This is a genomic window from Gellertiella sp. DMC107 (genome assembly GCF_056313605.1).
Genome location: NZ_JBQUZZ010000003.1, coordinates 30,184 through 49,688 on the forward strand (window position 1 = coordinate 30,184; position 19,505 = coordinate 49,688).

General features: G+C 60.8%; 21 protein-coding genes. 6 read left to right on the forward strand and 15 right to left on the reverse strand.

Annotation, left to right across the window (positions count from 1 at the left end; all coding sequences use genetic code 11):
• The first annotated feature begins 220 nt into the window (after window positions 1-220).
• Complete coding sequence (locus tag ACT54B_RS10835) at window positions 221-1,390, forward strand: hypothetical protein (protein ID WP_476044880.1); 1,170 nt, start codon at window positions 221-223, stop codon at window positions 1,388-1,390.
• Window positions 1,391-1,421: 31 nt separating this feature from the next.
• Here ACT54B_RS10835 and ACT54B_RS10840 read toward each other — a convergent pair whose 3' ends face one another.
• From ACT54B_RS10840 to ACT54B_RS10850, 3 genes are all read right to left on the reverse strand, one after another.
• Window positions 1,422-1,655, reverse strand: coding sequence for a BolA/IbaG family iron-sulfur metabolism protein (locus ACT54B_RS10840; RefSeq protein ID WP_476044882.1), 234 nt, complete (start codon window positions 1,653-1,655; stop codon window positions 1,422-1,424).
• A gap of 23 nt (window positions 1,656-1,678) precedes the next feature.
• A complete protein-coding gene (gene purL / locus ACT54B_RS10845) occupies window positions 1,679-3,919 on the reverse strand; it encodes a phosphoribosylformylglycinamidine synthase subunit PurL (protein ID WP_476044884.1) in 2,241 nt (746 codons plus the stop codon).
• A 152-nt stretch (window positions 3,920-4,071) separates the two neighbouring features.
• Entirely contained in the window at window positions 4,072-5,493 is a 1,422-nt protein-coding gene (locus ACT54B_RS10850; RefSeq protein ID WP_476044885.1) for an aminotransferase-like domain-containing protein, read from the reverse strand.
• 82 nt (window positions 5,494-5,575) lie between these two features.
• Here ACT54B_RS10850 and ACT54B_RS10855 point away from each other — a divergent pair, with 82 nt between their 5' ends.
• A complete protein-coding gene (locus tag ACT54B_RS10855) occupies window positions 5,576-5,827 on the forward strand; it encodes a DUF1127 domain-containing protein (protein ID WP_476044887.1) in 252 nt (83 codons plus the stop codon).
• An 84-nt stretch (window positions 5,828-5,911) separates the two neighbouring features.
• Here ACT54B_RS10855 and ACT54B_RS10860 read toward each other — a convergent pair whose 3' ends face one another.
• The 5 genes from ACT54B_RS10860 to purC form a co-directional block, all read right to left on the reverse strand.
• Entirely contained in the window at window positions 5,912-6,319 is a 408-nt protein-coding gene (locus ACT54B_RS10860) for a hypothetical protein (RefSeq protein WP_476044888.1), read from the reverse strand.
• A gap of 65 nt (window positions 6,320-6,384) precedes the next feature.
• A complete protein-coding gene (gene purQ, locus ACT54B_RS10865; RefSeq protein ID WP_476044890.1) occupies window positions 6,385-7,056 on the reverse strand; it encodes a phosphoribosylformylglycinamidine synthase subunit PurQ in 672 nt (223 codons plus the stop codon).
• 87 nt (window positions 7,057-7,143) lie between these two features.
• Entirely contained in the window at window positions 7,144-7,401 is a 258-nt protein-coding gene (locus ACT54B_RS10870; RefSeq protein WP_476044891.1) for a hypothetical protein, read from the reverse strand.
• 12 nt (window positions 7,402-7,413) lie between these two features.
• On the reverse strand, window positions 7,414-7,656 hold the full coding sequence (gene purS / locus ACT54B_RS10875) for a phosphoribosylformylglycinamidine synthase subunit PurS (RefSeq protein WP_476044892.1): 243 nt from the start codon (window positions 7,654-7,656) through the stop codon (window positions 7,414-7,416).
• 16 nt (window positions 7,657-7,672) lie between these two features.
• Window positions 7,673-8,437, reverse strand: coding sequence for a phosphoribosylaminoimidazolesuccinocarboxamide synthase (gene purC / locus ACT54B_RS10880; RefSeq protein WP_476044893.1), 765 nt, complete (start codon window positions 8,435-8,437; stop codon window positions 7,673-7,675).
• Between the two features lie 239 nt (window positions 8,438-8,676).
• On the opposite strand from purC, the gene ACT54B_RS10885 reads away from it, so the two are divergent.
• Window positions 8,677-8,991: a DUF1476 domain-containing protein gene (locus ACT54B_RS10885; RefSeq protein WP_476044894.1), complete on the forward strand. Its 315-nt coding sequence runs from the start codon at window positions 8,677-8,679 to the stop codon at window positions 8,989-8,991.
• A 54-nt stretch (window positions 8,992-9,045) separates the two neighbouring features.
• Here ACT54B_RS10885 and ACT54B_RS10890 read toward each other — a convergent pair whose 3' ends face one another.
• From ACT54B_RS10890 to ACT54B_RS10920, 7 genes are all read right to left on the reverse strand, one after another.
• The gene (locus tag ACT54B_RS10890) at window positions 9,046-11,592 is read right to left on the reverse strand and encodes a sensor domain-containing protein (protein ID WP_476044896.1); all 2,547 of its coding nucleotides are present in this window, start codon (window positions 11,590-11,592) and stop codon (window positions 9,046-9,048) included.
• 120 nt (window positions 11,593-11,712) lie between these two features.
• Window positions 11,713-12,261, reverse strand: coding sequence for an RBBP9/YdeN family alpha/beta hydrolase (locus ACT54B_RS10895; RefSeq protein WP_476044897.1), 549 nt, complete (start codon window positions 12,259-12,261; stop codon window positions 11,713-11,715).
• 31 nt (window positions 12,262-12,292) lie between these two features.
• Complete coding sequence (locus ACT54B_RS10900; protein ID WP_476044898.1) at window positions 12,293-12,673, reverse strand: PilZ domain-containing protein; 381 nt, start codon at window positions 12,671-12,673, stop codon at window positions 12,293-12,295.
• A 130-nt stretch (window positions 12,674-12,803) separates the two neighbouring features.
• Complete coding sequence (gene purB / locus ACT54B_RS10905; protein ID WP_476044899.1) at window positions 12,804-14,117, reverse strand: adenylosuccinate lyase; 1,314 nt, start codon at window positions 14,115-14,117, stop codon at window positions 12,804-12,806.
• A 61-nt stretch (window positions 14,118-14,178) separates the two neighbouring features.
• Entirely contained in the window at window positions 14,179-14,592 is a 414-nt protein-coding gene (locus ACT54B_RS10910) for a hypothetical protein (RefSeq protein ID WP_476044900.1), read from the reverse strand.
• A 120-nt stretch (window positions 14,593-14,712) separates the two neighbouring features.
• The gene (gene rpe / locus ACT54B_RS10915) at window positions 14,713-15,381 is read right to left on the reverse strand and encodes a ribulose-phosphate 3-epimerase (protein WP_476044901.1); all 669 of its coding nucleotides are present in this window, start codon (window positions 15,379-15,381) and stop codon (window positions 14,713-14,715) included.
• An 89-nt stretch (window positions 15,382-15,470) separates the two neighbouring features.
• Window positions 15,471-16,547 (reverse strand): ABC transporter substrate-binding protein, encoded by a 1,077-nt coding sequence (locus ACT54B_RS10920; protein WP_476044902.1) that lies wholly within the window; start codon window positions 16,545-16,547, stop codon window positions 15,471-15,473.
• 223 nt (window positions 16,548-16,770) lie between these two features.
• Here ACT54B_RS10920 and ACT54B_RS10925 point away from each other — a divergent pair, with 223 nt between their 5' ends.
• From ACT54B_RS10925 to ACT54B_RS10935, 3 genes are read left to right on the forward strand one after another with little or no spacing between them, the layout of a single operon-like run.
• Window positions 16,771-17,250: a flavin reductase gene (locus tag ACT54B_RS10925; RefSeq protein ID WP_476045589.1), complete on the forward strand. Its 480-nt coding sequence runs from the start codon at window positions 16,771-16,773 to the stop codon at window positions 17,248-17,250.
• A 42-nt stretch (window positions 17,251-17,292) separates the two neighbouring features.
• On the forward strand, window positions 17,293-18,225 hold the full coding sequence (locus ACT54B_RS10930; RefSeq protein WP_476044903.1) for an AAA family ATPase: 933 nt from the start codon (window positions 17,293-17,295) through the stop codon (window positions 18,223-18,225).
• A 46-nt stretch (window positions 18,226-18,271) separates the two neighbouring features.
• Window positions 18,272-19,501 carry a vWA domain-containing protein gene (locus tag ACT54B_RS10935; protein WP_476045590.1) on the forward strand — a complete coding sequence of 410 codons (1,230 nt, stop codon included), beginning with the start codon at window positions 18,272-18,274 and terminating at the stop codon, window positions 19,499-19,501.
• Window positions 19,502-19,505 lie beyond the last annotated feature (4 nt).

The following is a 19,505-nucleotide window of genomic DNA, read 5'->3' on the forward strand; positions in this document are numbered from 1 at the left end:
GGTTTTGGGTCGTGAGCAGTAGATATCATTTCCCGGTACAAATTCCAGACCGTTTCCGGTAAAAACACCGTGCAAGATCCTGTTGATAAGCCTGACATAATCGTTCCGGCGAAAGCGCCGGCGTTGGTCGCTTCGCTGTGACGCCATAAAGATAAGGCCATATTTTGAGCTGTCGACTGCGATATTTCACACGGGTAGCAGATCATCGAGGAGTAGCGGGTTGCCTATTGAAAAGCGTGTAGTGGTTCACTTTTCAGGATTTGAGCCCCTTTCGGCGGAAGATCACTACAGCCGATATCAGCGTTCCGCAGTTCAGGCCGGCAAAGTCTGGGAGACGGACTTTTCCGTGCTGCCCCTGGACGACCAGGCATTTACCGTCACGGCAACAGGCCCTGGATGGCGCACTGAAAGCCGAATTCATCTTTTCCATCACAATGACCTCATTCGCTCGCTGCGCTCATGCGGAACCCTGACGGAGATCGTTCGCGGATTCCGGGCCTTTCTGACGGCGGCTTTTGCGGAGGGCGGATTGCTGGCCTTTTTGCGCACCGCCTGGCGCTTTGCCGCCTTTTTCGTGTTTCCCTTTCTGTATATGGCAGCCTGCATCCTGCTTGCGGGCTTGGTCGCCTTCTTGCCGGTGCTCCTCGGCTTCCCGCCCATGCATCTCTTCTGGAGTATTCCGCTCGGCGCGATCCTGTTTCGCGGCGTGCTCGTGCCCTTTGCGGAGCGCCTTCACACCCGCGCGCTTTTCGCGAACTGGCAAATGGCGGTGAAGGTCGCGCGAGAAAACGATCCGGAATTCAACGACTGGATCGAGCGGCATGTGCAAGCGCTTCGACGGGCCTTTGACGCACCGGCCGACGAATATGTCATTACCTCCCATTCCATGGGATCGAACCTCGCGGTTCAGGTCGTGGGCCGGATTCTCGAACAGGATCCCGCTTTCTTTCGGGGCAAGCAGGTCATCTTCGCGACGCTTGGGGGCGCGGCCCTGCAATGCGCGCTCTTGCGCTCCGCGCACCGGATGCGGGCGCGGGTCCGGTTGATTGCCGCCTGTTCCGATATTGAATGGATCGATGTGCAATCCCTGACCGACATCATCAATTTCTACAAGGCGAATGTGCCCGCCGCTTGCGGGCACCCTGATGTGCGCCAGCCGCGTCATATTCGCCTGCGTTTCCGCAATGTGCTCACCGACGATCACTATCGCCGCATCAAGCGGGATTTCCTGCGGGTGCACAGACAATATGTGCTGGGGCCAAGCCGGCGTGGAAACTTCGATTTCACTCTGTTCACCGCAGGGCCTATTCCCGCGCTTCAATATACGGCCTTCACATCGGAGCTGTTGCCCGATCCGGCCGGCATCGTTCCGGTCGAAAGCCCGGCATGAAAAAAGGGCGCCTCGGGCGCCCTTTTTTATGTCAATCCGGAGCGCTTGTTTGCAGCGCCAGGGCGTGAAGCACGCCCCCCATATTTCCCTGAAGGGCCTGATAGACCATCTGGTGCTGCTGCACACGGGTCTTTCCACGGAAGGCTTCCGCAATGACCTCGGCTGCATAATGATCGCCGTCACCGGCCAGGTCACGGATGGTGACCTTTGCGCCGGGAATGCCAGCCTTGATCATGTCTTCGATATCGCCGGGGTTCATGGGCATACGTTTGTCTCCTCGACCGTCACTTACTCAGCGGCAGCCGGAAGGGATTCGCCGCCGCTCATGAAATCAGGGAACCATGATTCATGGGCAGAACGCAATTGTTCTATTGATACCGGACGGGCCTGTCCGAGCGTTACCCAGGAGCCGCCGGTGCGGCCGATCCAGGGGCAGAACACGTTTTCGGCCTCTGCGCGGGCAAAGACCCGGTCGAGGTTGCTTTCCTTGACGGTCAGCACATAACGGCCCTGATCCTCGCCAAAGAAGACCGGGATCGGATCCTTGCCTTCAGGCTGGTTCAAATGTGCGCCGATGCCCGAGGCCATCGCCATTTCCGCCACTGCAAGCGCGATGCCTCCGGCCGAGCAATCGTGAACGGCCGTTGCCAGGCCTTCGAGAATGAGCCCCCGTACGAATTCGCCGACGCGCTTTTCGTGCTTCAGATCCACATGCGGCGCGGAGCCGTCCGTGCGGCCGTGAATATCGCGGAGATAGACGGACTGGCCGAGATGCGTACCCCATTCACCGGGCGCGCCGGCGAGCAGAATGGCCTGACCCTGTTCGGCAAAGCGGATGCGGGCCATCTTCGCCCAGTCCTTGATCAGGCCGACGCCACCAATGGTGGGGGTGGGCAGGATCGCCTGGCCGTTGGTCTCGTTGTACAGCGACACGTTGCCTGAAACGATCGGGAATTCCAGCTCGCGGCAGGCTTCGCCAATACCCTTGATGGCATGAACCAGCTGGCTCATGATTTCCGGGCGCTCGGGGTTGCCGAAGTTGAGGTTGTCGGTGGCTGCCAGTGGCAGGGCACCGGTGGCCGTCAGGTTGCGCCAGCATTCGGCGACAGCCTGCTTGCCGCCTTCGTAAGGATCGGCTTCCACATAACGCGGCGTGACGTCGGAGGAGAAGGCCAGCGCCTTGTGGGCGTGACCTTCCACACGGACGACGCCGGCATCGCCGCCGGGGAGCTGAAGGGAGTTGCCCTGAATGAGGGTGTCATACTGTTCATACACCCAACGGCGGGACGAATTGTTCGCCGAACCCACGAGTTTGACGAGGGCGTCTGCCACATCGGCCTGCGGAACGTCGCCGGCCGCCAGAGGGGCCTTGGGGGCAACCGGCGTCCAGGGGCGATCATATTCAGGCGCTTCGTCGCCCAGTTCCTTGATCGGCAGGTTGGCGACCTCATCACCCTGGTGCAGGATGCGGAAGCGCAAGTCATCCGTGGTGTTGCCGACGATGGCGAAGTCCAGTCCCCATTTCACGAAAATGGCCTTGGCCTCTTCTTCCTTTTCGGGACGAAGCACCATGAGCATACGCTCCTGGCTTTCGGACAGCATCATTTCATAGGCCGTCATCCGCTCTTCGCGGACCGGTACCAGATCGAGGTTCAGCTCGATACCGAGATCGCCCTTGGCGCCCATTTCCACCGCCGAGCAGGTGAGACCTGCCGCGCCCATGTCCTGGATCGCGATGACCGCACCGGTCGCCATCAGTTCGAGGCAGGCTTCCAGCAGGCACTTCTCGGTGAAGGGGTCGCCGACCTGTACGGTCGGGCGCTTTTCCTCGATCGACTCATCGAATTCCGCAGAGGCCATGGTCGCGCCGCCGACGCCGTCACGGCCGGTCTTGGCGCCCAGATAGACGACGGGGAGGCCTACGCCTTCGGCCTTCGAGTAGAAGATCGCATCCGACTTCGCCAGCCCGGCGGCAAAGGCGTTGACGAGGATGTTGCCGTTGTAACGGGCATCGAATTCCACTTCGCCGCCAACGGTCGGAACGCCGAAAGAATTGCCGTAACCGCCGACCCCTGCAACCACACCCGAAACGAGGTGGCGCGTCTTCGGATGATCCGGCGCGCCGAAGCGCAGCGCGTTCATCGCGGCTACCGGGCGGGCGCCCATGGTGAAGACGTCACGCAGGATGCCGCCTACGCCGGTCGCCGCACCCTGATAGGGCTCGATGTATGAGGGATGGTTGTGGCTTTCCATCTTGAAGACGACGCAATCGCCGTCGTCGATATCGACCACGCCCGCATTCTCGCCGGGTCCCTGGATGACGCGCGGGCCCTTGGTCGGCAGGGTGCGCAGCCACTTCTTCGACGACTTGTAGGAGCAGTGCTCGTTCCACATGGCCGAGAAGATGCCGAGCTCCGTGAAGGTCGGCTCACGGCCGATGAGCGAGAGAATACGCTCATACTCGTCGGGCTTCAGGCCGTGGGCGGCAATCAAATCCGGGGTGATCGGGCGGGTGTTCGAAACGCTCATGGCGGAGGCCCCTCAGACAGGCAGATGAATTCCGCGTCTCTTTAACCCAAGCCTTTCTCCGGCGCGACAGGAAAAATGCGTCTCGGCCCACCTTTCTCAGAACTTCCGGTGACGCGCTCCTTCCAGCTTTCGCTGCATCCGCCGGCTGCCGGTCAGCCGGCAAGCCGTTCATATCCCGTCCGGCCGCTGGCAAGGAGGCAGGAGAGGCGGTTGAAGCCCTTGAACACGGTTTCCCGGCTGGCGGGCGTGGAGAAGCTGATGCGCACATGCGGATGCGGGCTGCCGCAACGGCCCGCCTTGAATTCATCCTCATCGTCGATCAGGATGTTTTCGTCCTGTGCAGCCTTCTTGAATGTTCCCGAGAGCCAGGGTTCCGGCAGCTTCATCCAAAGGAAGGGAACACCGGGTCGCGAGCGGAATTCTATGCCGGAAAACGCCTGTCGCGCCATGACTTCACGGGCCGCCAGTTCGTGAACGGTCAATGCCATCAAGCGTTCCGCCTCGCCCGACAGCACGAGCCGCGCTGTCACTTCCGCAAGCAGGAAGGGCAGGCCGCCCGTCATCATCTTGTGGGCAATGCGCACCCGCGGCGCATACAGGGGAGGGCAGGAAACCCATCCGCCCCGCACACCGGCCGCAACCGACTTCGACAGACCGCTGACAAGGAAGGTACGCTCCGGCGCAAAGGCGGACATGGGCGGTGGCGGATCGGTGATCAGCGTTCCGTAAAGGTCGTCTTCGACGATCCAGACACCGTGTTTCCGCGCGATTTCCGCAATTTGGCGGCGGCGCTGCTCGGGCAGCATGGTCAGCGTGGGATTTTGCACGTTGGGCATCACGAAAAGCAGTTTGGGATGCTGCTGGGCGCAAACCCTCTCGAAATCGTCCGGGATCAGCCCGTGCTCGTCGCTCTCCACCAGCACACAGCGGCGTCCGGTCAAGCCTGCGGCCCGGCTGACCTGCGAGTAGGTTAAATGCTCGAAGGCGACCTTGTCGCCCGGCACCGTGACGACAGACAGGATGGCGACCACGGCCGCATGGGCCCCCACCGTCGGAACAATGGCATCCGGAGACGGCGAAAAACCAGCGCGACCCAGCCATCTCGCCCCTGCTTCCGACCAGTCCAGCGGAAAGTTGCGGGTGTAGCTCGCGATTTCCCAAGGATGGCTGCGGATCACCGAAGCGGTAATATCCGCAATGACGAGGGCCTGTCCGATATCGGGCGCGGATGCGCTGTCGAAGCGCAACTTGTCGGGTTCGGCATTCTGCACCCGGGTGCCCGCCAAAGCATTCACAACGGGATCAGCCTCCGTTCCGGGCAAGGTCCGGCTTCTGTCCAGAACATAGGTCCCACGCCCCACTTCGCCCGAGACCAGCCCCCTCTCGTGCACGAGGGCATAGGCCCGACTGATCGTCCCGACTGTCAGACCGAGATCGAAAGCAATATTGCGTTGTGGTGGAAGCTTCGTGCCCGGTGGAAGATTGCCATCGTCAATGGCTGCCTCGATCTGATCGGCAAGCCGCACATAGAGCGGGCCGGAGCCCTTGGTGAGATCGGGAAGCCAAGTTGTCATGGGGACAATGTCTCCGGTTGTGACAATTTTTCCGTAATGTATCTATTTTTTCTGCGATATCTACCAGAGAGTTCGATGCGAAATGCAGAAAATCAGCAAAATTGTCCCAATTGTATCACAAAACTCAGATCCCTTGCCGGGCAGGGCTCTTTCCGTTTCCGGCGGGCGGCAACCTTCCTGGCTCCAGCGCCTGTCACAAAGGTTCGAGAAATGGCGGCAGATCCGGAAAAGCCGGAAGGCTCTCAGCCAGATGACGGAAGCGCAGTTGCGGGATATCGGCCTCAGCCGGGCGGAGGCCAACCGCGAATACAGGCGTTCCCGCTATATCGGATAGGCGCTCCGGACAGCAAAACGCGCCCGGAAGGGCGCGTGCTCGATCTGCTTTTTATCCGCGTTGGCCTAAACGGAAAGGCCAGTCCTAGCAGCCGCTGCCGCCCTGCGCCCAGCGGTTTACATCCTTGGAAATGCGGCCGGAAACCGATTCTCCCATCATCGGACCGAAGGCATCGAGACGAGCCGGATTGCCTTCCGCCTGCACCACCAGCAGCGGCCGCGATTCCGGGCTATGCGCCTTGACCAGCAGGATACGGGGACGCCCGGAGAAGGAATTGAGTTCGGGTGCCAGACGGTAGCCGGCGAAGGCCGGGTCTTTCGATTTGAACCAGCAGGCATTGGCGCCGAGCGCGACCCGCTCCATCACCGGCAAGGCGGCCTTTGATGCGCCCGTAACCGGACTGGGTCTGGACGTGGTGCAGCCGCCTAGGGCCAAGCTTGCGGCGGCGAGCGCCGGAACAACATGCAGCAGCGTACGGAGAGAGAGTGTCATGGGATCGATCCTGCGGGGAAGGGCGCACCGCGCCCATTCGGCCGCGGTTGCGGGTCAAAGCCGTCTCAGGCTGCGATCACGTCCAGGGCGGACGCGAAGATGCCACGGCCGTCATTGCCCCCATGGGCGCTTTCAATGAGGTTTTCGGGATGCGGCATCATGCCCAGCACATTGCCCTTCACATTCATGACGCCGGCAATGTTATTGATGGAACCGTTGGGGTTGGACTCTTCCGTATAGCGGAAAACGACCTGACCATTGCCTTCGATGGTTTTCAACGTTTCCGCATCGGCAAAATAATTGCCGTCATGATGCGCCACCGGGCAACGGATCACCTGGCCCTTGGCATAGGCGCGGGTAAAATCCGTGTCGGCATTGGCGACTTCCAGCCTGATTTCCTTGCAGACGAAGCGCAGCGATGCATTGCGCATCAGCGCACCCGGCAGCATGCCGGCCTCCAGCAGGATCTGGAAGCCGTTGCAGACGCCCAGAACCTTCACCCCCTGTTCGGCCTTCGCCTTGATGGCTTGCATGACCGGCATCCGGGCGGCAATCGCGCCACAGCGGAGATAGTCGCCGTAGGAGAAGCCGCCGGGGATCACGATCAGGTCGACATCGGGAATCTCGGTCTCGGTCTGCCAAATGGTGACCGGCGCCTTGCCCGAAATCTTCGTCAGCGCGGCGATCATGTCGCGGTCGCGATTGAGGCCGGGAAGTTGAACGACGGCGGATTTCATGGGCTCGGGTCTCCGGGTTCTGGTCTGGCTCTGTCCATCAGCCGTGTGTTCTGGCACGGCGGATGGGCGAATATGCGGCAAAGAATATCAGCCGTGATAATCGAAGGGAACGCCTGCTTCCGCGAGTTCGCGCAGGTCCAGCCGGCGCTCGATGCGGTCAAGCCGCATACTATGGTCTGCCAGTATTCCATAAATATTATGGATATCCTGCTGCACAGAAACCAGTGTTCCCCGCATGGCGTTGATCTCAGCCTTTATCTCACGCTGTCCGTCTTTCAAGCCGTGAATATCGGCCTGCATTCGTTTCAGCAGTTCGTACATCAGCTCGTTGGTGATCTCTGCCATGTTTATCGCACCTCAGGAGAGGGCGATAGAATAGTTCTCAATCACGGTGTTTGCAAGCAGTTTCTCACATACGGCCTTCAGGGTTTCCTCGGCCTTTGCCCTGTCGGTCTCGGCGAGTTCCAGATCGAAGACCTTGCCCTGACGGACATTGCCGATGCCGGAGAAACCCAGGCTGCCGAGTGCGCCTTCGATGGCCTTGCCCTGCGGATCGAGAACGCCGTCCTTGAGCGTGACGGTCACACGTGCCTTGATCACTTGTCTAATCCCCTGCTTACTTGACGAGTACCGGCCCAGTGCCACGCACGGGCTCGTTTTCATTGATGATGCCCAGACGCCGGGCCACTTCCTGATAGGCCTCCAGCAGGCCGCCGAGATCCTCGCGGAAGCGATCCTTGTCCAGCTTGTTGCGGGTTTCGATGTCCCACAGACGGCAGCTGTCCGGCGAGATTTCATCGGCCAGGATGATGCGCATCATGTCGCCTTCGAAGAGGCGGCCACATTCGATCTTGAAATCGACGAGCTGGATGCCCACGCCGAGGAAAAGGCCGGTCATGAAGTCGTTGACGCGGATGGCGAGCGCCATGATGTCGTCGAGCTCGGCGGGATTGGCCCAGCCGAAGGCCGTGATGTGCTCTTCCGAAACCATCGGGTCGTCAAGCGCATCCGACTTGTAATAGAATTCGATGATGGAGCGGGGAAGGACGGTGCCTTCCTCGATGCCCAGGCGCTTGGCCAGCGAGCCGGCAGCGACGTTGCGCACGACGATTTCCAGCGGAATCATTTCCACTTCGCGGATCAGCTGCTCGCGCATGTTCAGCCGGCGCAGGAAATGGGTGGGTATGCCGATCCGGTTCAGATGCGAGAAGATATATTCGCAGATCCGGTTGTTGAGCACACCCTTGCCGTCGATGACTTCGTGCTTCTTCTTGTTGAATGCCGTGGCATCATCCTTGAAGAACTGGATGAGCGTGCCTGGTTCGGGACCTTCGTAAAGGATCTTGCCCTTGCCTTCGTAGATACGGCGGCGACGGTTCATGATGAATGTCTCTGCTATTGGGCGCCTTTGGCCGGCGCGCGGATTTTTTCGTTAGCGCGTCCCATAAAGGAAAAGATCACAATTCACAATGCGGCAGTCCCATCTTCGCTTGGAAAGTGCGCCCGACGGTCAATGTCCGCCAATCCGCATTTTCACGCCTTGTACGGATTGAACTTGTCCCCCACCTTCTATTAATGGAAACAGCAAAGCATTCTGGTTGAGATTCTGGAGATTGCCCCATGACTGGCATGAGTGATCGCGAAAAGGCGTTCGAAAACAAGTTCGCCCATGACGAAGAAATGAAGTTCAAGGCGGTCGCACGCCGCAACAAGCTTCTGGGCCTCTGGGCTGCCGGCCAGATCGGCCGCGCCGATGCCGACGCCTATGCCAAGGAAGTTGTCGCTGCCGATTTCATCGAAGCGGGCGACGATGACGTGATCCGCAAGGTGAAGGGCGATTTCGACGCTGCTTCGGTCAAGATTACCGAGGAGCAGATCATCGCCAAGCTGACCGAGCTGCACGCTGTCGCGAAACAGCAGCTGTTCGACGAGTAAGCAGCCCGCATGAGAAGTGAAAAAGCCGCCCGTTGAGGCGGCTTTTTTCATGGGTCAGGCCATCCAGCGCTTTTCCCGGATAAAGTCCGGAATATGTTCCGCCGGCATGGGCCGGGCGAGCCCGTATCCCTGCAGGATGTCACAGCCGACATCCTGCAGGATGCGGATATGATCCCGGGTTTCGACGCCCTCTGCGAGAACCTTGATATCCAGCGATTTGCCGATTTCCACGATGGACGCAACCAGGCGCCGTTGTTCCGAGGACTCCGGAAGCGTGCGAACCAGGGCCCGGTCGATCTTGAGGATATGCGGATTGATCTTCATGAGACTGATGATCGAGGCGTGGCCCGTGCCGAAATCGTCGATCTCGATCTGGATGCCGAGCGAGCGAAGAGCGGCCAGCGTATCGGCTGTAGACTGGTCGTGGTCGTCGAGGAAAATCGACTCCAGAAGCTCGAAAGAGACGCGTCCGGGCTTGATCTTCAGCGATTTCAGCTTCCGGATCAGCTGGGGATCGTCCAGTCTCCGGGCGGAGACATTGACCGAGATGCGGTCGATCTTCAGGCCGTCCTTCTCCCATTGCGCCATGTCGGCGAGGGCTCTCTCCAGAACGAAAGCGTCGATGGAGGAGACGACATCCAGGTCGGTCGCCACCGACAGGAAATTGTCCGGGGTGATGATGCCCCGCTCGGGATGGTTCCAGCGCACCAGCGTTTCCATGCCGGCAAGACGCAGGTCGTCGGCGAAGAACTGGGGCTGGTAGAAGGGGATGAATTCCTTGTGCTCCAGCGCGTGCAGCAATTCGTCGGAGAGCCGCTTGGTCCGGATGATGGCGTTCTGGGTTTCGGGCGAGAAAAACTCGTGCCGGTTCCGGCCGCGACTCTTGGCGCGGTAAAGCGCGATATCCGCGTTCAAAAGCAGTTGCTTGCCGTCGATATTCTCACCCTCCGCCATGGCAATCCCGATGCTGGCGCCGATACGGATGAAGTGGCTGTGATAGGGAACCGGCTTGGACAGTTCCCGGATGATGCGATCTGCGAGGGCTGCAAGGCGGCGCGGCGTGCCCATGGACCGCGATACGAAGGCGAATTCATCGCCGCCGATACGGGCCACGAAGTCGTCGCCGCGTACCAGGCTGCGCAACACCTTGGTGGCTTCCTTCAACAGCACATCGCCCGCCTCGTGCCCGAGCGTATCGTTGATCTGCTTGAAGCGATTGAGGTCGATATGAAGAACCGACAGAGGGCGGCGGTCGCGCACGCCCAAGGCGGTTTCCCGCTCGAGGAATTCTTCCAGATAACGGCGATTGGGCAATCCGGTCAGGTAATCGTGAAGGGCATTGTGCCGGATGCGCGCGTGGACTTCTTCCAGCTCGCGGTTGCGGCTTTCGGCGAGATCCTTTGCCGCCGCCAGTTCCTGGCGCAGCAGGACGTCTTCCGTGACATCCCAGTTCGCGCCGATCATCCGGTCCTGTCCGGTGGAATTCCGGAAGGGGGCCGCGCGCGCCCTTATGTAACGCACGCTGCCGTCAGGCCGGCGAATGCGATATTCGTTGCGAAACGGTTTCTTCTCGTTGGCTCCGTTATCCGCCCTGGAAAGCGCCATGTCGCGGTCCTCGGGCAGAACCATGCTTTCCCACACGCTGAAGGGCTTGATGTGTTCCGTGCCTTCCAGGCCGAAGATCTTCAGGACATTGTCGTCCCAGTCGGCCAGACCAGTTTCCAGATCGGCCTCGAAAACGCCGATCTGGGAGACGTCCAGCGCCATTTCCAGACGCTGCGAGAGCTTTTCCAGCCTTGCCTCGTCCTCCTTGCGCTTGGTGATGTCGGTGTCGGTGCCGACAACCCGCAGCGGAGCCCCGTTCTGATCCCATTCCACGACGGAACCGCGGCACTCGATCCAGACGAAGTGTCCGTCCCGGTGACGCTCGCGATATTCGAAGACCTGATAGCGCTCGTCGCCTGCATTCTGTCCCGCCACCGCCTCGATGACCTTTTCCCGGTCATCGGGGTGAATGTTGCCAATCCAGTCTTCGAAATCGGGATTGACGTCTTCTTCGGCAGGAATGCCGCGCAGACCTTTCCACACATCGGAATAGTAGTAGGTGCCTGTCTTGAAATTGTGGTCCCAGACGCCCAGTTCGGAGCCGACAAGCGCATAGTTCCACCGGCTTTCACGCTCGACCATATCGTCCAGCACATCGGCCGGATTGCGGGTCGGCACGAGTTGAACCTCCAGACCATCAAGCGCATTGCCGTGATGGCCGCCGAGAATCACGAGAACCCAATGATGCGTGTCCCGGGTGCCGAAGCGGACCTGTGCGTGAAAGGGAATGTCCGGGCGTCGTGCGCTCTCGGTAATCATCCGGAGCAGAACAGGCTGGTCGTGAGGATGGATCAGTTCGGTCAGGGAGCGGCCAATAATCGCGTTGTTTTCAAAAGGCAGCGGCCAGTGATCGCTGACCGTGCTGGAAAGAACCCGCGTATCCGGACCGATGACGATCAGGCAATACTCGAACTGATAGTCACGCCACTTGTCGTCCCCCGGCTCGTGCGGCGGTTCCGCTTGATTCGTGCTGAAAAAGAGCGGTTTAGATGGCAAGTTAACTATCCGTCCAATCGAATAGCCGAAACTATCTCTGCGACGCCTTAATTTCGTATTAAATCGTAACACGTTTTTCCAGGGGCGTCATGCAACTTAAGTGGAATGTAGTAAAATCTTCTATAACCTGGAGAGGAACTGGGCGAATACCATTGTGCCTTCCGGCCAGGGGCCATGTCCGGACTCGGAATTGATGTGCCCCGACTCCCCGGCATCGATGAAATGCGATCCCCAGGCTGCTGCCATGTCTTGCGCATGTTCAAAACTGCCGAAAGGATCGTTGCGGCTGGCAATGGTGATCGAGGGGAAGGGCAGGCGGGTCTGCGGGTAGGGCCCGAAGGTCATGAGATGCTTGGGCCGGATCGCGGGATTGGTGACTTCAGGGGGGGCGACAAGAAAGGCCCCCGCAACCTTGTTCCGAAAATCGGGAATGGCATGTATTGCCGTGGGCACGCCCAAGGAATGGGCCACCAGGACCACCGGTTTTTCCGACGCGTTTACTTCCTCCACCACCCGGCGAACCCAATCTTCGCGCACCGGTTTCGACCACTCGGCCTGTTCGACCCGCCGCGCTGTCTTCAGTTTCGACTGCCAGCGGGTTTGCCAGTGGTGTTCGCCCGAGTTGGTGTAACCGGGAATGATGAGAATGTCTGCGTCAGATGCTTTCATGGCGCTTATGTGCGTGCCGGAGCCCGCTCCGTCAAGACCCTTGCTGATTGCGCTTCATGAAGCCGAAATAGGCTTTGATCCGTGCCTTGGTATTGGTCAAGGCATCGAACTGGACGCCCAGTTCCTGGCCCCGTTGCCAGCGCACCGTTCCGTTCAGGACGCCGACGGTCCGTCCCGTGACGCTGACCCGACGTCCTGCCAGATGCGGCGGTTTCGACTGGATATGAATGGCCATGCCCGAGCGGGACATGTTGACGATTTCCGCTCGTGCGGAAAATCCGTCTGCGTCCAACTTGACGGGATAGGTGCAGGCATCCCGTCGCTCCCGTTCTTCCTGCTCCCGCTGCTTCAGCTTGCCGAAACTGCTGGCGCCCGGGACCGGCGCATAATGTCGAATATCGTTCTTTTGCATCGATCATCCGTCCGATTGAGTCGTTATCGACGAAGGAGGCTATAGGGCAAATTCTTATGAAAAATGACTAAAGGAACCTGCAAAATGCCCCGCAATTTGCGGGGCATGAAATTCGTCCGATGCGTGGGGTCTAGAGGTTCGACGTGCCGAAGACGCGTGCGAAGATCGTATCCACATGTTTGGTGTGGTAGCCGAGATCGAATTTTTCCCGGATTTCCGCTTCGGAGAGAGCGGCGCGAACTTCGCTGTCGCCGAGCAGCTCTTCCAGAAAGTCCTTGCCTTCCTCCCAGACCCTCATGGCATTGCGCTGAACGAGGCGGTAGCTGTCCTCGCGGGAGAGGCCCGCCTGGGTGAGGGCCAGCAGCACGCGCTGGGAATGCACGAGGCCCCGGAACTTGTTCAGGTTTTTCATCATGTTATCGGGGTAGACGAGAAGCTTGTCGACGACACCTGTCAGGCGCGCCAGGGCGAAATCCAGCGTGACGGTCGCATCCGGTCCGATCATGCGCTCCACCGAAGAGTGCGAGATGTCGCGCTCATGCCAGAGGGCCACATTCTCCATCGCCGGCATGGCGTAAGAACGAACCATGCGGGCAAGGCCGGTCAGATTTTCTGTCAGCACCGGGTTACGCTTGTGGGGCATGGCGGAAGAGCCTTTCTGACCCGGAGAAAAATACTCCTCGGCTTCCAGAACTTCCGTGCGTTGCAGGTGGCGGATCTCGGTGGCGAGGCGCTCGATCGAGGAGGCGATCACACCCAGCGTCGCGAAATACATGGCGTGCCGATCACGCGGGATGACCTGGGTGGAGACCGGCTCTGCCTTCAGGCCCATCGCTTCGGCGACATGTTCTTCCACGCGCGGATCGATATTGGCGAACGTGCCGACAGCGCCGGAGATCGCGCAGGTGGCGATTTCCTCGCGGGCGGCGACGAGCCGGGCGCGGCAGCGCTCGAATTCCGCATAGGCCAGCGCCAGCTTGACCCCGAAAGTGGTCGGCTCGGCATGGATGCCGTGGGACCGCCCGATGGTGACGGTATCCTTGTGTTCGAAGGCCCGACGCTTCAGGGCGGCCAGCAGCTTGTCCATATCCGCCAGAAGCAGGTCGGTGGCCCGCACCAGCTGCACATTGAAGCAGGTATCCAGCACGTCCGACGACGTCATGCCCTGATGCACGAACCGGGCGTCGGGGCCGACGATTTCGGCCAGATGGGTGAGAAAGGCAATGACGTCATGCTTGGTGACGGCTTCGATCTCGTCGATGCGTGCGACGTCGAAGGTGGCCGCGCCGCCTTTTTCCCAGATCGTCCGGGCCGCTTCCGCGGGGATGACGCCCAGCTTTGCCAGCGCATCGCAGGCATGCGCCTCGATTTCGAACCAGATGCGGAACTTGGTTTCCGGGGACCAGATGGAAACCATTTCAGGCCGGGAGTAGCGGGGGATCATGCGAAAGCCTTCCTTGGGAGCGTCGGTGTTGGCGTCGCTTTATCAAATGGCGGCCCCGATCTCAACGCATCCGTTTCGCAAGTGCGAAACTGACGATCAGACCGAGCGGCAGGGCGACGGGGAGGTAATTGGGCAAGCCCAGCACGAGAAACTGGTATATCGAACCGAGCAGGGTTGTCACCAGCTGGATACACCAGGTTACAGTCAGGAAGGGATCATGCCAGCGGGCATAGAAGGCGCGGTACTGGATGGCGACCAACAGGGCCGTGAAGCCCGTCGTCCCGAGGATCAAGCCAAAAAAGCAGGCCGCCAACCGATAGTCCTGACGGCGATTGCGGCTGATCCTGCGGGCGATGGCGAGGCTTGCCAGCCAGCCGAGGATCCCGCCGGCAAAGAAGAAGCCGCAAAGCTCCCACAGATGATATGTCAGGAGCCGGTTGGCATGCCACTGCCAGAGAAGCAGGCTGAGGACCATGGCCGCCCCCCACAGGGGCGCTCCGATCAGGAGAACCATACCGAAGGGCAAGGAGGGGTCAGCATCGGCTGCGCCGGATAGGCGGGCCGTTCGGTTTGGTGCTGTCCCCTTGTCCAAGCCCTACGCCTCCACGGATTGGCGCAGCAGTGCGATTGTCTTGCGGTAATCCTCGACGCCATCGCCTTTAAAGACGGCGGAGCCTGCGACGAGGGCATTGGCGCCTGCCTTGAAGGCAAGCGGCGCAGTTTCTGGCGTTATGCCGCCGTCGACTTCGAGTTCGATCGGGCGGTCGCCGATCAGGGCCCGCGCGGCGCGGATCTTGTCGGTCATGGCAGGAATATACTTCTGTCCGCCGAAACCGGGATTGACGCTCATGATGAGCAGCAGATCTATATCGTTCAACACGTGCTCCAGAACCGACAGCGGCGTTGCCGGGTTCAGGGACACGCCGGCCTTGCGGCCCAGGGCGCGAATGGCCTGGAGCGACCGGTGCAGGTGCGGGCCCGCTTCCGCATGAACCGTAATGATATCGCAACCTGCCTTGGCGAAGGCTTCGAGATAGGGGTCGGCAGGGGAGATCATCAGGTGGCAATCGAAGATTGCGTCCGTGTGCGGCCGCAGTGCCTTGATGACATCGGGACCATAGGAAATGTTCGGAACGAAATGGCCGTCCATGACGTCCAGGTGAATCCAGTCCGCTCCGGCCGCGGTCACATCGGCGACTTCCTGCCCGAGCTTGGCGAAATTGGCGGCGAGGATGGACGGGGCAATGCGAAGAGGAAGGGACATCGGGCACTCCGGAAGAGAAAAGGCGGCACGTGCCGGCCTCATAGCATCGGGCTCACCCAGGCGGCAACGGTTCCAGGCGGCGGATTCACTCAATTGGCGGGTGGTGCGACGAATTTCCTGCCGTCCCAGCGGCGAATTTCGTAAGGGTTCTCGTTCAGCTCATGGGTATCGGTGAAACGGATCGGACCGAAGGCCGTATCGAATGCGCGACCCTTCACCACGTCGAGGGCCGCCTTGCTTTCCGCTGCAGCGGCCTTGAGCAGCTGGTCCGCCACATCGACAGCGGCTATCGACGGAATGACATAGCCTTCCGGCTCGATGCCCTTTGCCCTGATGGCCGCGACCTTTTCCGCATTGGCCGGGTCGGCGGCCGCATTCTTCAGCACCAGCACGTCCAGGCCGGCAGGAAGGGGCACGGTTCCCGGCGTCGTATCGACGGAAGCGCCGGCAAGAACGGATATGGGTGCCGCTTCGCCGATCAGGTCACGCATCAGGACCGCTATGTCGTCCCGGTCGGCAGAGACAAAGGCACGGAGGACCCCCGCAGAGGACAGGTGGCGCACAAGGGTCAGCTGCTGGTCCTGACCGGGCCTCAATGTTTCCAAGAGAACGGGCTTCACGCCGTTTTCCTCCAGCCGGTCACGGAGCTGCTCGACGAGGTCGTGATTTCCCACGGCGCCATCGTCTACCAGGGCAAAGGGCTCGGCGCTCCAGGCCGTGCCGATTTCAGCGGCCAGGCGCTCGATCTCCGCGGACTCGGACGGGCCAAGCCGATAGAGCGGCCAGTCGTTCTTGAGGGCGTCTTCCATGAGAATGTCGGACCGGACACCGACGGTCAGAGCCGGAATGCCCGCTTCCTTCAGCGCGGGCAATGCCGCTTCGAGGGATTCCGTGCAGAGAAACCCGATGGCTGCCTGTGCCCCGGCGGCAATCAGTTCGGTGGCGATGCGGGACCCGTCGGCCGCCTCGCAGCCATCGGCGATCGGGACGATGCGGTTACCCGTTTCGGCCGCTCTAAAGGAAGCGCCCTGCGCTACCTGACTGCCCAGAAGCGCATAGGCGCCTTTGGCGGGCGCGACCACGCCAATGACGAAATCTTCCCCCCGTGCGAGGCCTGTCGAGGCAAGGCACAGCAGTGCGGCGAGAGACAGTCGCACGGAAGCCATCAAGGACGCGATCTCCGGATTGAACCTGTTGCCTACCTATTAACCTCACCGCACATTCCGTCAAAGGAAAAGCGAAGGTTGCCGTTTCGCATCATCTCGCAATTCAGGACATTGTGGAAAAGGTAATATCTCAATCCCATATTGGTGGCCGATGGGCTTATGTGCGTTCCGGCGGCCGTGAGGGCCGCGGACCATCGGGAGGCGACGGGTGTTGGACAAGCATATGGTCGATGCGCAGGTTTATCGCGACGCCATGGCCCGCTATGCGGGTCACGTACAGATCGTTACGACTGCGCTCGACGGCGTGCGGCGCGGAGTCACGATCACCGCGGCCTGTTCGGTATCGGACAACCCGCCCATGGTTCTTGCCTGCCTCAACAATGGCAACGAAAATAACCGGATCTTCTTCGAAAGCGGCATTTTCGCCCTGAACAGTCTCGGGGCCACGATGCAGCCGCTGGCCAATGCCTTTGCCGGGCGCAACACGCTGACGGCGGAAGAACGGTTTGCCCTTGGTCGCTGGACCACGCTGGCAACAGGCGCACCGATTCTCGAAACGGCCACCGTTTCCTTCGATTGCCGCGTCGTGGACCAGAAGGTCACCGCCACGCATACGGTGCTGTTCGGCGAGGTGCAGGCCGTGCATTTCGGTTCGCAGGATCAGGCGCTGATCTATCTGGACCGGGGCTATCGCGCGTTATAAGCTCCTCCTTAAGAGCGGCATTTCGCTCATCATGGGGGAGACATGACGGCGGATTCATCCGGTACATTGCCCGGAAATATCGAACAGACGATCGAGATGCTGGCCAGCCAGGGCTATCTGGCCGGGCGCTCTCTGGCCACGGTGGTATTTCTGGCGCTGAAGATGAAGCGTCCGCTTTTCCTGGAAGGAGAAGCAGGCGTCGGCAAGACAGAAATCGCCAAGGTTCTTTCCCGGGTCCTGGGTCGTGATCTGATCCGTCTCCAGTGCTATGAAGGGCTCGACGTTTCGACGGCCGTCTACGAATGGAATTATCCCGCGCAGATGCTGGACATCCGGCTTTCCGAAGCCTCTGGCGAGCGGGACCGGTCGCGGATCGAGGAAGGGCTGTTTTCCGAACGTCACCTGATCCGCCGGCCGGTGCTTCAGGCTCTCTCGCCGTCGCTCGGCAAGGGGCCGCCGGTTTTCCTGATCGATGAGCTCGACCGGGCGGACGAAGCCTTCGAGGCGTTCCTGCTGGAGGTCCTTTCCGATTTTCAGGTGACGGTGCCCGAGCTTGGAACCATTCGCGCCGAAGCGCCGCCAATCGTCATCATCACGACCAACAGAACCCGCGAAGTGCATGACGCACTGAAGCGCCGCTGCCTCTATCACTGGGTGGATTATCCCTCCGCAGAGATCGAACTCGCGATCGTCCGGCAGAAGGTGCCGGGTTGCCGGGAAGAGCTCTCGCGGGAAATCGTGGCCTATGTACAGGGTTTGCGAAAGCTCGACCTGTTCAAGAACCCCGGTGTTGCCGAAACGATTGACTGGGCCACGGCGCTGACGGAGCTGGACCGGGTGGCTCTCGACCCGGAGACCATCGGCGATACGGTCGGGGCGCTTCTCAAGTACCAGGACGACATTGCCCGGATCGCCGGTAGCGAGGGCGCAAAACTTCTGGCCGAGGTTCGCGCCGCCCAGCAGGCGGAGGGTTGAAACCGTGGTAACGGGCGGCGTTTCCGACCAGCCGCATCAGGGTCTCGTGCTGCCGGCGCTGGCCGAAGGCGATGGCCGGTTTGCCGACAACATCGTCTATTTCGCGCGCGCGCTCCGAAAGGCCGGCATGAAGGTCGGGACGGCATCGGTGACCGATGCGATCGAAGCGGCGGTTGCGCTGGGGGTGGGATCGCGCGAGGAGTTTCGAGCCGCACTGTCTGCGGTTTTCGTCAAACGCCGGGAGGACCAGCAGGTCTTTGACGAGGCGTTTCTGCTTTTCTGGCGTACGCGCGATTATCTCTCCCAGATGATGGCCATGATGTTGCCTGCCGGCGCCCGCAAGGAGCCCGAAAAACAGCGCGCGGCTGCGGCACGCGTCAGCGACGCCTTCAAGGGGCGCAAGGAGGGAACCCCGGCCGAGGAGACGCCTCCGGAGGTCATTTCCGACAGCCGCTTCACGGCATCCGGCAACGAGGTGCTGCGCAAGATGGATTTTGCGCAGATGACGGCGGCCGAACTGGCGGAAGCGCGAAAGGCGTTGGAAAAGCTTGCCCTTCCCGACGACCGCATGCGGCTTCGGCGCTACCGTCGCGCGTCTTCCGGCCGCTTCGATCCCCGGGAAAGCTTGCGGGCCAGCCTGCGCACGGGTGGCGATCTGCTTCTGCCGCGCTTCCGGAAGGCCCGGGAGGTGCCGCCGCCGCTGGTGGTTCTGGCGGACATTTCGGGCTCGATGAGCCAGTATAGCAGGGTCTTCCTGCACTTTCTCCATGGGCTGGCTTCCCGGCGGAAGCGAGTGCACGTCTTTCTTTTCGGAACGCGCCTGACCAATGTATCCCGCCAGATCGCCAATCGCGATCCGGATCTGGCGGTCGATGCGTGCACGGCCATGGTTTCCGACTGGTCCGGTGGAACCCGCATCGGCGAAACCTTGCGGGAGTTCAATCGCCTCTGGGGTCGGCGCGTCCTGGGACAAGGCGCCGTGGTGCTGCTGCTCACCGATGGGCTGGAACGGGACAGCGTCGCGCTTCTCGAACAGGAAAGTGACCGTCTGCATCGATCCTGCCGGCGTCTTATCTGGCTTAATCCGCTTCTGCGTTTCGAGGGGTTCGAAGCGCGGGCGCGGGGTGTGAAGGCCCTTTTGCCGCATGTGGATTCTTTCCGGGCGGTTCATAACCTGGACTCCCTGGAGGCGCTTGTGGACGCTCTGTCCGGAGGTGGAGCCCAGGATCAGGACGATCGGGACGCGCTCGGACGCTTTCGGCCGTCACCCCGGTAAAGAC

Excerpts from the sequence above, each read along its gene's own strand:
- ACT54B_RS10910 (WP_476044900.1), bottom strand. The coding sequence starts at position 14,592 with ATGGTCCTCAGCCTGCTTCTCTGGCAGTGGCATGCCAACCGGCTCCTG.
- purL (WP_476044884.1), bottom strand. The coding sequence starts at position 3,919 with ATGAGCGTTTCGAACACCCGCCCGATCACCCCGGATTTGATTGCCGCC.
- purQ (WP_476044890.1), bottom strand. The coding sequence starts at position 7,056 with ATGAAATCCGCCGTCGTTCAACTTCCCGGCCTCAATCGCGACCGCGAC.
- purC (WP_476044893.1), bottom strand. The coding sequence starts at position 8,437 with ATGAACCGTCGCCGCCGTATCTACGAAGGCAAGGGCAAGATCCTTTAC.
- ACT54B_RS10870 (WP_476044891.1), bottom strand. The coding sequence starts at position 7,401 with ATGGCAGAGATCACCAACGAGCTGATGTACGAACTGCTGAAACGAATG.
- ACT54B_RS10850 (WP_476044885.1), bottom strand. The coding sequence starts at position 5,493 with ATGACAACTTGGCTTCCCGATCTCACCAAGGGCTCCGGCCCGCTCTAT.
- ACT54B_RS10895 (WP_476044897.1), bottom strand. The coding sequence starts at position 12,261 with ATGAAAGCATCTGACGCAGACATTCTCATCATTCCCGGTTACACCAAC.
- ACT54B_RS10860 (WP_476044888.1), bottom strand. The coding sequence starts at position 6,319 with ATGACACTCTCTCTCCGTACGCTGCTGCATGTTGTTCCGGCGCTCGCC.
- ACT54B_RS10885 (WP_476044894.1), top strand. The coding sequence starts at position 8,677 with ATGACTGGCATGAGTGATCGCGAAAAGGCGTTCGAAAACAAGTTCGCC.
- purB (WP_476044899.1), bottom strand. The coding sequence starts at position 14,117 with ATGATCCCCCGCTACTCCCGGCCTGAAATGGTTTCCATCTGGTCCCCG.
- ACT54B_RS10920 (WP_476044902.1), bottom strand. The coding sequence starts at position 16,547 with ATGGCTTCCGTGCGACTGTCTCTCGCCGCACTGCTGTGCCTTGCCTCG.
- ACT54B_RS10855 (WP_476044887.1), top strand. The coding sequence starts at position 5,576 with ATGCAGAAAATCAGCAAAATTGTCCCAATTGTATCACAAAACTCAGAT.
- ACT54B_RS10925 (WP_476045589.1), top strand. The coding sequence starts at position 16,771 with ATGGTCGATGCGCAGGTTTATCGCGACGCCATGGCCCGCTATGCGGGT.
- ACT54B_RS10900 (WP_476044898.1), bottom strand. The coding sequence starts at position 12,673 with ATGCAAAAGAACGATATTCGACATTATGCGCCGGTCCCGGGCGCCAGC.
- ACT54B_RS10840 (WP_476044882.1), bottom strand. The coding sequence starts at position 1,655 with ATGCCCATGAACCCCGGCGATATCGAAGACATGATCAAGGCTGGCATT.
- ACT54B_RS10930 (WP_476044903.1), top strand. The coding sequence starts at position 17,293 with ATGACGGCGGATTCATCCGGTACATTGCCCGGAAATATCGAACAGACG.
- rpe (WP_476044901.1), bottom strand. The coding sequence starts at position 15,381 with ATGTCCCTTCCTCTTCGCATTGCCCCGTCCATCCTCGCCGCCAATTTC.